The organism is Serratia quinivorans (assembly GCF_946227985.1).
GTDB classification, from domain to species: Bacteria; Pseudomonadota; Gammaproteobacteria; order Enterobacterales; family Enterobacteriaceae; genus Serratia; species Serratia quinivorans_A.
Genome location: NZ_CAMKGL010000008.1, coordinates 42,267 through 54,323 on the forward strand (window position 1 = coordinate 42,267; position 12,057 = coordinate 54,323).

The window sequence follows — 12,057 nt, forward strand, 5'->3', positions numbered from 1 at the left end:
CCGCAACTTATCAAATAACGATAAAAATCATCCATATACCACATTAGAGGTATATGGAGGGGCGCTTGATTTACATCAATAAATCGCCCACAGGGAGGAATAAGGTAACGCTAGGAAACCAGAATTTTGAGGCAATAATGAGCAGAGTCAAACTCGCTGTCATCGGCAATGGCATGGTCGGCCACCGGTTTATCGAAGATCTGTTGGAAAAAGCAGACAAAGACCAATTCGACATCACCGTATTTTGCGAAGAGCCGCGCATCGCCTACGATCGCGTACACCTTTCTTCTTATTTCTCCCACCACACCGCCGAAGAACTTTCACTGGTACGTGAAGGCTTTTACGAGAAGCAGGGCGTGAAGGTTTTGGTCGGTGAACGCGCCATCACCATTAACCGCAGCGAGAAAGTCATTCACTCCAATACCGGCCGCACTGTCTACTACGACAAGCTGATCATGGCTACCGGTTCTTACCCCTGGATCCCGCCAATTAAAGGCTCCGAAAGCCAGGACTGTTTCGTCTACCGCACCATTGAAGATCTGAACGCCATCGAAGCCTGCGCCCGCCGTAGCAAACGCGGTGCGGTGGTCGGCGGTGGCCTGCTGGGGTTGGAAGCCGCCGGTGCGCTGAAAAGCCTCGGTGTTGAAACTCACGTCATCGAGTTCGCGCCGGTACTGATGGCCGAACAGCTTGATCCGATGGGCGGCGATCAACTGCGTCGCAAGATCGAACGCATGGGCGTCAAAGTTCATACCGGTAAAAATACCCAGGAAATCGTCAACGGCGGTGAACAGGCACGCAAAACCATGCAGTTTGCCGACGGCACTGCGCTGGAAGTGGACTTTATCGTCTTCTCCACCGGCATCCGTGCCCAGGACAAGCTGGCCCATCAGTGCGGTCTGGCCACTGCCCGCCGCGGCGGCATCGTAATTAACGACAGCTGCCAGACCTCCGATCCGGACGTTTACGCCATCGGTGAATGTGCCTCATGGCGTGAGCGCACCTTCGGTCTGGTAGCGCCGGGTTATAAAATGGCGCAGGTCACCGCCGACCATCTGCTGGGCCGTGAAAATACCTTCCTGGGTGCCGACATGAGCGCCAAGCTGAAACTGCTGGGCGTCGACGTCGGCGGTATCGGTGATGCCCACGGCCGCACCGAAGGCGCACGCAGCTACGTTTATCTGGACGAAAGCAAAGAAATTTACAAGCGCATCGTGGTCAGTGCCGACAACAAAACCCTGCTGGGTGCAGTATTGGTTGGCGACACCAGCGACTACGGCAACCTGCTGCAGCTGGCACTGAACGCCATTGAACTGCCGGAAAATCCGGACGGCCTGATCCTGCCGGCGCATGCGGGCAGCAAACCGGCCATCGGCGTCGATTCACTGCCGGAAAGCGCACAAATCTGTTCCTGCTTCGACGTCAGCAAAGGCGATATCATCAAAGCGGTCAGCATGGGCTGCCATACCGTGGCCGCGCTCAAGTCAGAAACCAAGGCCGGTACCGGCTGCGGCGGCTGTATTCCGCTGATCACCCAGGTGCTGAACGCCGAGTTGAGCAAACAGGGCATAGAGGTGAACCACCACCTGTGCGAGCACTTCGCTTATTCACGCCAGGAGCTGTACCACCTGATCCGCGTCGAAGGCATCAAATCCTTCGACGAACTGCTGACCAAATACGGCAAGGGCTACGGTTGCGAAGTCTGTAAACCGACCGTCGGCTCGCTGCTGGCCTCCTGCTGGAATGAGTACATTCTCAAGCCGCAGCACACCGCGCTGCAGGACACCAACGACAACTTCCTCGGCAATATTCAGAAAGACGGCACCTACTCGGTGATCCCACGCTCCCCCGGCGGCGAAATTACTCCGGAAGGGTTGATGGTGGTTGGCCAGATCGCCAAGGAATATAACCTTTACACCAAGCTGACCGGCTCCCAGCGTATCGGCATGTTCGGTGCACAGAAAGACGACCTGCCGGCTATCTGGAGCAAACTTATTGCCGCCGGTTTTGAAACCGGCCACGCCTACGCCAAGGCGCTGCGCATGTCCAAAACCTGCGTCGGTAGCACCTGGTGCCGCTTTGGTGTCGGTGACAGCGTCGGTTTTGGCGTCAAACTGGAACACCGCTACAAAGGCATTCGTACCCCGCACAAAATGAAGTTTGGCGTTTCCGGCTGTACCCGTGAATGCTCCGAAGCCCAGGGCAAAGACGTCGGTATTATCGCAACCGAAAACGGCTGGAACCTGTACGTATGCGGTAACGGCGGGATGAAACCACGCCATGCCGACCTGCTGGCAGCCGATCTCGACCGCGAGACGCTGGAGCACTACCTCGATCGCTTTATGATGTTCTATATCCGCACCGCCGATAAGCTGCAGCGCACCTCGGTATGGCTGGAAAGCCTGGAAGGCGGCATCGATTACCTGCGTAAGGTGATCATTGACGACAAACTGGGGATCAACGATCAACTGGAAGCCGAGATCGCCCGCCTGCGCGACGCGGTTGCCTGCGAGTGGAAAGAAACCCTTGAGCATCCTGAAGCCCAGGTGCGCTTTGCCCACTTTATCAACAGCAGCCTGCGCGATCCTAACGTCCAGGTGGTCGCCGAGCGCGAACAGCACCGGCCGGCACGTCCGGATGAACGCATTCCCGTCACCCTGCTTGAAGCCGAGGAGAACAACGTATGAGCCAGTGGACAACCCTTTGCGCCATCACCGATATCCTGCCCGGCACCGGCGTGTGTGCCCTGATCGGTGACCAACAGGTGGCGGTTTTCCGCCCCTTTGCCGACGAGCAGGTGTTTGCCATCAGCAATATTGATCCCTTCGCCCAGGCCAGCGTGTTATCACGTGGGCTGATTGCCGAACATCAGGGTGAGCTGTGGGTCGCCAGCCCGCTGAAAAAACAGCATTTCCGCCTGCACGACGGTTACTGTCTGGAAGATGACAGCCGCTGCGTCGCGCATTTCACCAGCCGGGTTGTAGACGGCATGGTGCAGGTCGCGGCCTGATTTTTTTATTTAACCTCAGGGGAAGCAGCATGTTCACCGATACCATCAACAAATGTGCCGCCAACGCGGCGCGCATCGTCAGGCTGGCAAAGCACAGCCCGCTGGGCTTTTGGATCAGCTCGGCGATGGCCGGGGCCTACGTCGGCCTCGGCATCATTTTAATCTTCACCCTCGGCAATCTGGTCGATCCGTCTCTTCGTCCGCTGGTCATGGGCGCCACCTTCGGCATCGCGCTGACGCTGGTGATCATTGCCGGGTCGGAGTTGTTCACCGGTCATACCATGTTCCTGACGCTGGGCGTCAAAGCCGGCACCATTACGCAGGGCCAAATGTGGGCCGTATTGCCGCAAACCTGGCTGGGTAACCTGTTGGGATCGGTGCTGGTAGCGCTGATGTACTATTACGGCGGCGGCAGCCTGTTGCCGGTGGACACCAGCCTGGTACACACCGTGGCACTGGCGAAAACCACTGCTCCGGCAGAAGTGCTGTTCTTCAAGGGCGTGCTGTGTAACTGGCTGGTCTGCCTGGCAATTTGGATGGCCATCCGCGTTGAGGGTGCCGCCAAATTCATTGCGATCTGGTGGTGTCTGCTGGCCTTTATCGCTTCCGGCTACGAACACTCGGTCGCCAACATGACGCTGTTCGCCCTGTCCTGGTTCGGTCATCACAGTGAGGCCTATACCCTTAGCGGGATCGGCCATAATCTGCTGTGGGTGACGCTGGGCAATATCCTGTCCGGGGCCGTGTTGATGGGCCTGGGTTATTGGTACGCCACGCCGCGCGCCGAACGGCCACAGGCTGAGAAAGCCGTAGCACGCCAGACTGCATAATATTCCGGGGCGCCTTGCGCCCCACTGCTGATTGCCCCGAGGAGTGCCGATGGATTACCTGCCGATTTTCTGCCAACTGCAACACAAAGCCTGCCTGCTGGTCGGTGGCGGTGAGATTGCCGAGCGCAAGGCTCGCCTGCTGCTGGACGCCGGTGCGATGTTGACCGTCAATGCCTGTACTTTCACCCCACAGTTCCACGAATGGGCAGCTCTTGGCCGCCTCACGCTGGCGGCAGGTGAATTCAGTGCAGAGTTACTGGCAGAAAAGTGGCTGGTGATCGCCGCCACCGACCGGGTTGAGGTCAATGCGCTGGTGTACCAATGTGCCAACCAGCAGCGGGTATTTTGCAACGTGGTCGACGATCCGAAACGCGCCAGCTTTATCATGCCGTCGATCATCGACCGCTCGCCGATCATGGTCGCGGTGTCCTCCGGCGGTAAAGCCCCGGTGCTGGCACGACTGCTGCGTGAAAAGCTCGAAGCCGTGCTGCCCCAACATCTTGGCAAGTTGGCACAGTTAGGGGGTTCACTGCGTCAACGGGTGAAAAAGCACTTCGGCGACATCGGCTCACGCCGCCGTTTTTGGGAAAGGCTGTTTGCCCACGATCGGCTGGCACAGTCACTGGCCAATAATGACGTAGCGCTGGCGGAGCGGCAAATTGAGCAACTGTTTAGCCATCAACCACAAGAAAGCGGCGAAGTGGTATTGGTGGGGGCCGGGCCGGGCGATGCCGGTTTGCTGACGCTGAAAGGCCTGCAGCAAATCCAGCAGGCCGACGTGGTGGTTTACGACCGGCTGGTGTCTGATGAAGTCATGACGCTGGTGCGCCGCGATGCCGAACGCATTTTTGTCGGCAAACGTGCGGGCCAACATTGCGTGCCGCAGGAGCAGATCAATCAAATTTTGCTGCAGCAGGCGCAGCTCGGTAAACGCGTGGTGCGGCTGAAAGGCGGTGATCCCTTTATCTTCGGCCGCGGCGGTGAAGAGCTGGAAACCCTGGCCGACGCCAATATTCCGTTCTCGGTGGTGCCGGGCATTACCGCCGCCTCCGGTTGTTCGGCCTACAGCGGCATTCCCCTCACCCATCGCGACCACGCCCAGAGCGTGCGCCTGGTGACCGGCCACGCCAAGAGTGACGGCGGATTGGACTGGTCAACGCTGGCCGCCGGGCAACAAACTCTGGTGTTTTACATGGGCCTGACGCAGGCGGCAGAGATCCAACGCCAACTGATCGCGCACGGCATGCCTGCCGCTACGCCGGTGGCGTTGGTAGAAAACGGCACTTCCTGCCACCAGCGGGTAATCGAAGGTGAATTGAGCCAACTGGGGACGCTGGCCTTACAGGCTGCCAGCCCAAGTTTAATCATCGTCGGCAGCGTAGTCAGCCTGCGCAGCAAGCTGAACTGGTTCTCAAGCCAGGAGCCACCGCAACCACTGGCGCAAATGGCCTGAAACAGACGTAAAAAAAGCGGCCAATGGCCGCTTTTCTTTTTGCTCTGATCCTCACTGCGGGGAAACAAAGCCCACAGCCTGGTAAACCTTCGCCAGCGTTTCCTGAGCGCGTGCACGGGCCTTGGCAGCGCCATCACGCATCACTTGCTGCAGCAGGGCCTCGTCATTGCGGAAACGATGATAACGCTCCTGCAGCTCGCCCAGCATGCCGGATACCGCTTCAGCGACGGCGCCTTTCAGGTGGCCGTACATCTGCCCTTCAAACTCGGCTTCCAACTGAGGGATGCTCTTGCCGGTCACGCCGGAGAGAATATCCAACAGGTTAGACACCCCCGCCTTGTTCACCACGTCATAACGCACCACTGGCGGCTCTTGCGAGTCGGTCATCGCGCGTTTGATCTTTTTGGCCACCGCTTTCGGATCTTCCAGCAGGCCGATCACGTTATTACGGTTATCGTCCGACTTGGACATCTTCTTGGTCGGCTCTTGCAGCGACATCACGCGAGCGCCGGACTTGGGAATAAACGGCTCAGGCACTTTGAACACGTCACCGTACAGCGCGTTGAAACGCTGACCGATGTCACGGCTCAACTCCAGATGTTGTTTCTGGTCTTCGCCGACCGGCACCTGGTTAGTCTGATACAACAGAATATCGGCCGCCATCAATACCGGGTAGCTGAACAGGCCGGCGTTGATGTTCTCCGCATAACGAGTGGATTTGTCCTTGAACTGGGTCATGCGGCTCAGTTCGCCGAAATAGGTGTAGCAATTCAACACCCAGCTCAGCTGCGTGTGTTCAGGTACATGCGACTGCACGAAGATGGTGCTTTTTTGCGGATCGATACCACAGGCCAGGTACAGCGCCAGCGTATCCAGCGTGGCTTTACGCAATTTTTCTGCGTCCTGACGGACGGTGATCGCATGCAGGTCGACGATGCAGTAGATGCAGTCGTAATCATCCTGCATTTTCTCCCACTGACGCAGTGCACCCATGTAGTTGCCAATGGTCAGTTCACCGGACGGTTGCGCGCCGCTAAATACGATGGGCTTACTCATGTTTAAATTTCCTGATTCTCTAAAGATGACAGCCCAAGAGCGGGCAACAAATCGGCAAAGCGCTCCAACACGCGGTCGGGATGGCTCAGGGCAATCGCCTCGCCGTAGTTATAACCGTAGGTCAGTGCGGCGCTTGGGCAACCTGCCCCCTGTGCCGCCTGAATATCATTGCGGGAGTCGCCGACAAACAGCAACTCGTTGGCGCGCAGGCCAAGCTTGCCGAGGACCAGATACAGGGGCGCCGGGTGGGGTTTCTTCTCCACCACGTCGTCACCGCCGATAATCAGCGAGAAGTAATCAATAATGCCCAATGCGGCCAGCAACGGCGCAACAAACGGCGTTGGCTTGTTGGTCACCAGCGCCATCGGGTAATTTTGCGCAGCCAGTTGAGCCAGGGTTTCTTTCACCTGTGGGAACAGGCGGCTGCCGCTGTCGACGGTTTGCGCATAGAAATGATCGAAACGCTCGCGAAGCTGCCCACAGTGTTCCGGCGTGGTTTCCACTTCTGCCCAGCGCAGCGCACGCTGTACCAGTACGTCGGCGCCGTTGCCAATCCAGGTGCCCACCCGGGCCTCACCGGCCTGCGGCAGGCCCATTTCCGCCAATGCCAAATCGATAGCGGCTGCCAACCCCGGCGCGCTGTCTACCAGTGTGCCATCGAGGTCAAAAGCCAGAGCGCGGATCGCTCCGAAATCAGCCATGCGTCACCTTCGCCAACTCGCTGCGCATTTCGTCGATCACCCGGCGATAATCCGGCTTGCCGAAGATGGCGGAACCCGCGACAAACATATCCGCACCGGCGGCTGCGATCTCAGCGATATTGTCGACCTTCACGCCACCATCCACTTCCAGTCGGATATCGCGACCGCTTTCGTCGATCATTTTGCGCACCTGACGCAGCTTATCCAAAGTGCCGTGGATAAACGACTGACCGCCAAAACCAGGGTTGACCGACATCAACAGGATCACGTCGATTTTATCCATCACGTAATCGAGGTAGCTCAGCGGCGTTGCCGGATTGAATACCAGGCCGGCTTTACAGCCGTGCTCTTTAATCAATTGAATGGTGCGATCGACGTGTTCGGAGGCTTCAGGATGGAAAGAGATGTAACTGGCGCCCGCAGCAGCGAAATCCGGCACAATGCGGTCGACCGGTTTCACCATCAGGTGAACGTCAATCGGCGCAGTGATACCGTAATTACGCAGCGCCTGACAAACCATCGGCCCGATGGTCAGATTGGGAACGTAGTGGTTATCCATTACGTCAAAATGCACTACGTCGCCGCCTGCGGCCAACACGTTGGCAGTGTCCTCACCCAGGCGGGCAAAGTCTGCTGACAAAATGGACGGGGCAATCAAAAATTTTTTCATCCGCTATCTCCAAACGTAGGGTTCGAATTGTTATACGCCGGGGCGTAACCCGGTGCAGGCTATGACCCGCCATTGCTCGTGGCGCCGTCGCAGACCCAAAAGCCCGTAATCAAGGCGGAGGGGGCCGGGCATAGCGGGCCTATGTTCAAGCCCGACAACGCTGAGTACGGGCTTTTGGGGCGCGACCCGAAGGGCTGGGGCCATTTGAACGCGCACCTGTGTTACGAGCCGCTTATTTGGCCCACCAAACCTCACGACTCGCGCCTTGCTGCGCGTCCAAATGACCGCCAGCGGTGCTCACGCACAATGGCGGGTCACAGCCTATCGATACAGCGCTAAAAGCTCGTTCACTTTGCTGCGACCAAGAATATTGCGGCTGATGGTACGGCGCGCTTTCACCACGTACAGCGAGGCGTGCTGGTACCAGTCACGCGTCAGCTCGGTATCATGGTTGGAAATCAATACCGGCACCTGATTTTCTACCGCAAGCTGGTGCGCCATCAGCGCCAGGCTCTGCTGGTCGGCCATGCTAAAGCTGTTGGTGTGGTAGGCGGTAAAATTCGCCGTCGCCGATAATGGCGCATACGGCGGATCGCAATACACCACGGTACCACGCTCGGCTTTTGCCATGGTATCGCGGTAATGCTCGCAGACAAAAGTGGCGTTGCGGGATTTTTCAGCGAACCAGTACAGCTCGTCCTCCGGGAAGTACGGTTTCTTGTAACGTCCAAACGGCACGTTGAACTCCCCGCGCAGGTTATAGCGGCACAGGCCGTTATAGCAGTGGCGGTTCAGGTAAAGAAACAGCAGCGCACGACGGTAAGCGTCGGCACTCATATTGAACTCTTCGCGCAGCAGGTAAAACTGTTCTGACTTATTGAATTCATCGGTGAAAAGCAGGCGGGCATCACGCACGAAGTCATCCGTACGCAGTTTAACGATGTTATACAGATTAATAAGATCGCTGTTGATGTCGGCGAGAATATAGGCGTCGTATTCCGTGTTCAGGAAGACTGAACCCGCACCCACGAAGGGCTCGATTAAGCAGTCGCCTGCTGGCAGGTGACGACGGATCTCGTCCACCAGCGGGTATTTTCCACCAGCCCATTTTAAAAAAGCGCGGTTTTTCTTCATGCCGTCAATTAGCTACTTATTATACAATTCAGAGCGGCGGATTGTACTCTGTTTCAGACAGCACATCAGCGCACAAATTTAAGTGATTGATACCCTTCATCCTTCAAGCCGCAGCACCCTTGGCCACGCACAGTTATTCGGCCTGTCCGCAGGCAACTCCAGCCATCGGTCATGGGCGACTCTGTCCGCCCTGAGTAACAGGGGCGCAGTTTGTGCGCCCCTTCAATGCCTGAATGCAGCTTGAAATCTATCGGGTTACTTTTTCAGATCCTGTTGAACCTGACTTACAGGCCGGACCCAGGGTTTTTTCGCCTGAACATCCGCCGGCAGCGTCGCGATGGCACGCTTGGCTTCCGCTGAAGAGGCATAGTTGCCACTCACCAGCACGTACCAGGGTTTGCCGTCACGTTTAGTCGAGTACACCAGATAATGCTGTAATTTCTGCTGCTTGGCGTAGGCGTTCAGCGTATCGGAACGCGAAGCGCTGCTCAGTTGCAGAGTGTAATGGCTTGCCGGTGCAGACTGCAGCGAACCGCCGCTGCCGCTAACGGCCCCCGCCTTGGCACTTGCTGTTCCCGCTTTGGCAGAAGAGGCGGGTGCCGGCGTATACACCGTGGTTGGCGATTTATGCTGGGTGGCCGTGGCCGTCGGCTTGCTGACGGTTTTCGCCGGTGTTTTATGTTGCTGTGGCGCCGTGCCCTGAACCGGGCGGACGCTTTCTTTCGCCGCAGCGCCGTTCATCAGGGTGGCCGGGGCCGTTGGCAGCGTCGAAGCTGGCCCTGTCATGCCCTGGGTAGCGGCATCAACCTGACCTTGCTGCGCTGACAATGCATCCGACATATTGCCCGGCAGATCGACACGCTGCTGCGCGCCGCCCTGCGGTGGCTGCGGTTGCGCTTCCGTCGGGGTGCTGGAGATCGGAGGAACGCTGACGGTTTGCGGCTGCGAGCTGCTGCTCACGCCGTTGTTGTCATTGGTATCCGTGGTTCCGCCCGGAACACCGGTATGACCGGCAGTCAGTGACGAAGAACCTGACAGATTAATGTCTTTGGCTGCGCCATTCTGGGCGCTTTCCTGTGCCGCCTCATGCTTGGTTGGCGCCTTCAACGCCGAACCAATACCGATAATCAGCAGCAACAACACCAAAATACCGATACCAATCATTAAGTGCTGACGTGAAACGGCAAAACGCGGTCCCGGAGCCGGTTTACGCGAACGTGCAGGACGACGATCGCTGCTATCAGGTCTGAGATCGTCTTCCGGTTTAAACTCATCCATCTGAAACCCTCCAACTAGAGGCAAAAGCCCACCACTGTATACCTACCGTGGCACGGGCAGATTAACCCGATGATGGCAAAGCGACGTCAGTCATGCTTCGCACATTAATTAATATAGATGTAAACGGCGGCTAAGCCACTGTTACTTCGCCCGATTTACTTAGACATTCCGTCAGGAAGGCAAGCTGCGATCGAAGCGAGCACCCTATCATGCCCCACTCCGCCACGGACTTCCGCCTGGCCAATGGCCGTCGGCAGTACCAAGCGCAGTTCACCGGCCAGGACTTTCTTATCGCGCATCATATGCGGCAGATAAGTTCCCGGAGCCATTTCCTGCGGGCCACACACCGGTAAACCAGCGCGCAGCAACAGTGCTTTAATACGTTCAATATCTTCGCGGGAGAACTGGCCGAGTCGGTGCGCGGTTTCTGCCGCCATCACCATACCGGCGGCAATGGCTTCACCGTGCAACCATACACCATAGCCCATTTCGGCTTCGATCGCATGGCCGTAAGTATGGCCCAGATTCAGCAGCGCGCGCAGCCCGCTTTCGCGTTCATCAGCGGCAACCACTTCGGCCTTCAGCTCACAGCAGCGGCGGATACAGTAGGCCAGAGCCTGCATATCCAGCGCCACCAGGGCATCGATATTGTTTTCCAGCCAGACGAAGAAATCGTGGTCGAGAATAATCCCGTACTTGATCACTTCAGCCAAACCAGAGGAGAGCTCACGCGCCGGCAAGGTTTTCAGGCAATCGAGATCAACCACCACAGAAACGGGTTGATAGAAGGCGCCGATCATGTTCTTGCCGAGCGGATGATTGACGGCGGTTTTACCGCCAACGGAAGAGTCCACCTGCGACAGCAGCGTGGTAGGGACCTGAATAAAGCGGACACCGCGCTGATAACAAGCGGCGGCAAAGCCGGTAAGATCGCCAATCACGCCGCCCCCAAGGGCAATCAGCGTGGTATCACGACCGTGCGGCTTTTCCAACAGTGCCGAGAACACCTGCTCGAGTACGGCCAGAGATTTATACTGTTCGCCATCAGGTAAAATCACCTGATCCACCATGACGCCTGCCTGCTCCAACACCTTCCGGACATGCTCCAGATAAAGTGGCGCCAGGGTTTGGTTGGTGACCAGCATGACCTGTTCACCCGCCTTCAGCGGCATAAAAGAAGCCGGATCGTTAAACAATCCGGCGGCTATGGTTATCGGGTAGCTGCGCTCCCCAAGCGTTACGGTAATTCTCTCCATGTCGCGCTCAGTTCTCAATGTGGTTTATCCCCGCAACGCGGGGAACACAATCAGTCTTCCGCATTTGCCGTGGCGAACACGGAAACCGCTATCAGTTGCTTTCCAGCATGTTGATTATCTGGTTGGCAACCACTTTGGCGCTTTGATCGTCGGTGCGGATGGTGACATCTGCAATTTCTTCGTATAACGGATTGCGCTCTTTCGCCAGCGCTTCAAGCACTTCACGCGGAGGAGAATCAACCTGCAGCAGCGGACGCTTTTTGTCGCGCTGGGTACGGGCCAATTGCTTCTCGATAGTGGTTTCCAGGTACACCACTACGCCACGCGCCGACAGACGGTTACGCGTTTCACGCGATTTAACCGAACCACCGCCGGTAGCCAGCACGATGCCTTGCTTTTCCGTCAGTTCATTAATGACTTTTTCTTCACGATCGCGGAAACCTTCTTCACCTTCCACGTCGAATACCCAGCCCACGTCAGCTCCGGTACGTCGCTCAATTTCTTGATCGGAGTCGAAAAACTCCATATTGAGTTGCTGAGCTAACTGACGGCCAATAGTGCTTTTGCCGGCACCCATAGGCCCAACCAGAAAGATATTGCGTTTCTCTGCCATGTTTTTCGGTATTACTAAGACAATTCGTTAATGTTAACCCGCCCCGCCAATCAAAT

Annotated in this window: 11 protein-coding genes; 4 read left to right on the forward strand and 7 right to left on the reverse strand. The window is 57.2% G+C overall.

Annotation, left to right across the window (positions count from 1 at the left end):
* The first annotated feature begins 137 nt into the window (after window positions 1–137).
* From nirB to cysG, 4 genes are read left to right on the forward strand one after another with little or no spacing between them, the layout of a single operon-like run.
* Complete coding sequence (gene nirB / locus OCH02_RS18415; RefSeq protein ID WP_261432428.1) at window positions 138–2,687, forward strand: nitrite reductase large subunit NirB; 2,550 nt, start codon at window positions 138–140, stop codon at window positions 2,685–2,687.
* Entirely contained in the window at window positions 2,684–3,010 is a 327-nt protein-coding gene (nirD, locus tag OCH02_RS18420) for a nitrite reductase small subunit NirD (protein WP_261432430.1), read from the forward strand. The genes nirB and nirD overlap by 4 nt, the downstream gene beginning before the upstream one ends.
* 29 nt (window positions 3,011–3,039) lie before the next feature.
* Complete coding sequence (gene nirC / locus OCH02_RS18425; RefSeq protein WP_261432432.1) at window positions 3,040–3,840, forward strand: nitrite transporter NirC; 801 nt, start codon at window positions 3,040–3,042, stop codon at window positions 3,838–3,840.
* A gap of 49 nt (window positions 3,841–3,889) precedes the next feature.
* Window positions 3,890–5,293, forward strand: coding sequence for a siroheme synthase CysG (cysG, locus tag OCH02_RS18430; protein ID WP_261432433.1), 1,404 nt, complete (start codon window positions 3,890–3,892; stop codon window positions 5,291–5,293).
* Window positions 5,294–5,344: 51 nt separating this feature from the next.
* On the opposite strand, the gene trpS is transcribed toward cysG, so the two are convergent.
* The 7 genes from trpS to aroK all read right to left on the reverse strand — a co-directional run bounded on the left by trpS (window position 5,345) and on the right by aroK (window position 12,001).
* Entirely contained in the window at window positions 5,345–6,349 is a 1,005-nt protein-coding gene (gene trpS / locus OCH02_RS18435) for a tryptophan--tRNA ligase (RefSeq protein ID WP_261432434.1), read from the reverse strand.
* Window positions 6,350–6,351: 2 nt separating this feature from the next.
* Window positions 6,352–7,050, reverse strand: coding sequence for a phosphoglycolate phosphatase (locus OCH02_RS18440; RefSeq protein ID WP_261432435.1), 699 nt, complete (start codon window positions 7,048–7,050; stop codon window positions 6,352–6,354).
* The gene (gene rpe / locus OCH02_RS18445; RefSeq protein ID WP_135318349.1) at window positions 7,043–7,720 is read right to left on the reverse strand and encodes a ribulose-phosphate 3-epimerase; all 678 of its coding nucleotides are present in this window, start codon (window positions 7,718–7,720) and stop codon (window positions 7,043–7,045) included. The genes OCH02_RS18440 and rpe overlap by 8 nt, the downstream gene beginning before the upstream one ends.
* Before the next feature lie 321 nt (window positions 7,721–8,041).
* Window positions 8,042–8,854 carry an adenine-specific DNA-methyltransferase gene (gene dam, locus OCH02_RS18450; RefSeq protein ID WP_261432436.1) on the reverse strand — a complete coding sequence of 271 codons (813 nt, stop codon included), beginning with the start codon at window positions 8,852–8,854 and terminating at the stop codon, window positions 8,042–8,044.
* A gap of 255 nt (window positions 8,855–9,109) precedes the next feature.
* Window positions 9,110–10,132, reverse strand: coding sequence for an SPOR domain-containing protein (locus OCH02_RS18455; RefSeq protein WP_261432437.1), 1,023 nt, complete (start codon window positions 10,130–10,132; stop codon window positions 9,110–9,112).
* 155 nt (window positions 10,133–10,287) lie between these two features.
* Window positions 10,288–11,388 carry a 3-dehydroquinate synthase gene (gene aroB / locus OCH02_RS18460; RefSeq protein ID WP_261432438.1) on the reverse strand — a complete coding sequence of 367 codons (1,101 nt, stop codon included), beginning with the start codon at window positions 11,386–11,388 and terminating at the stop codon, window positions 10,288–10,290.
* A gap of 91 nt (window positions 11,389–11,479) precedes the next feature.
* Window positions 11,480–12,001 (reverse strand): shikimate kinase AroK, encoded by a 522-nt coding sequence (aroK, locus tag OCH02_RS18465; RefSeq protein WP_004391482.1) that lies wholly within the window; start codon window positions 11,999–12,001, stop codon window positions 11,480–11,482.
* Window positions 12,002–12,057: the final 56 nt, after the last annotated feature.

Bases quoted from the DNA above. Each gene is read 5' to 3' on its own strand.
- rpe (WP_135318349.1), bottom strand. From the start codon at position 7,720: ATGAAAAAATTTTTGATTGCCCCGTCCATTTTGTCAGCAGACTTTGCC.
- aroK (WP_004391482.1), bottom strand. From the start codon at position 12,001: ATGGCAGAGAAACGCAATATCTTTCTGGTTGGGCCTATGGGTGCCGGC.
- OCH02_RS18440 (WP_261432435.1), bottom strand. From the start codon at position 7,050: ATGGCTGATTTCGGAGCGATCCGCGCTCTGGCTTTTGACCTCGATGGC.
- nirC (WP_261432432.1), top strand. From the start codon at position 3,040: ATGTTCACCGATACCATCAACAAATGTGCCGCCAACGCGGCGCGCATC.
- cysG (WP_261432433.1), top strand. From the start codon at position 3,890: ATGGATTACCTGCCGATTTTCTGCCAACTGCAACACAAAGCCTGCCTG.
- OCH02_RS18455 (WP_261432437.1), bottom strand. From the start codon at position 10,132: ATGGATGAGTTTAAACCGGAAGACGATCTCAGACCTGATAGCAGCGAT.
- dam (WP_261432436.1), bottom strand. From the start codon at position 8,854: ATGAAGAAAAACCGCGCTTTTTTAAAATGGGCTGGTGGAAAATACCCG.
- nirD (WP_261432430.1), top strand. From the start codon at position 2,684: ATGAGCCAGTGGACAACCCTTTGCGCCATCACCGATATCCTGCCCGGC.
- trpS (WP_261432434.1), bottom strand. From the start codon at position 6,349: ATGAGTAAGCCCATCGTATTTAGCGGCGCGCAACCGTCCGGTGAACTG.
- nirB (WP_261432428.1), top strand. From the start codon at position 138: ATGAGCAGAGTCAAACTCGCTGTCATCGGCAATGGCATGGTCGGCCAC.
- aroB (WP_261432438.1), bottom strand. From the start codon at position 11,388: ATGGAGAGAATTACCGTAACGCTTGGGGAGCGCAGCTACCCGATAACC.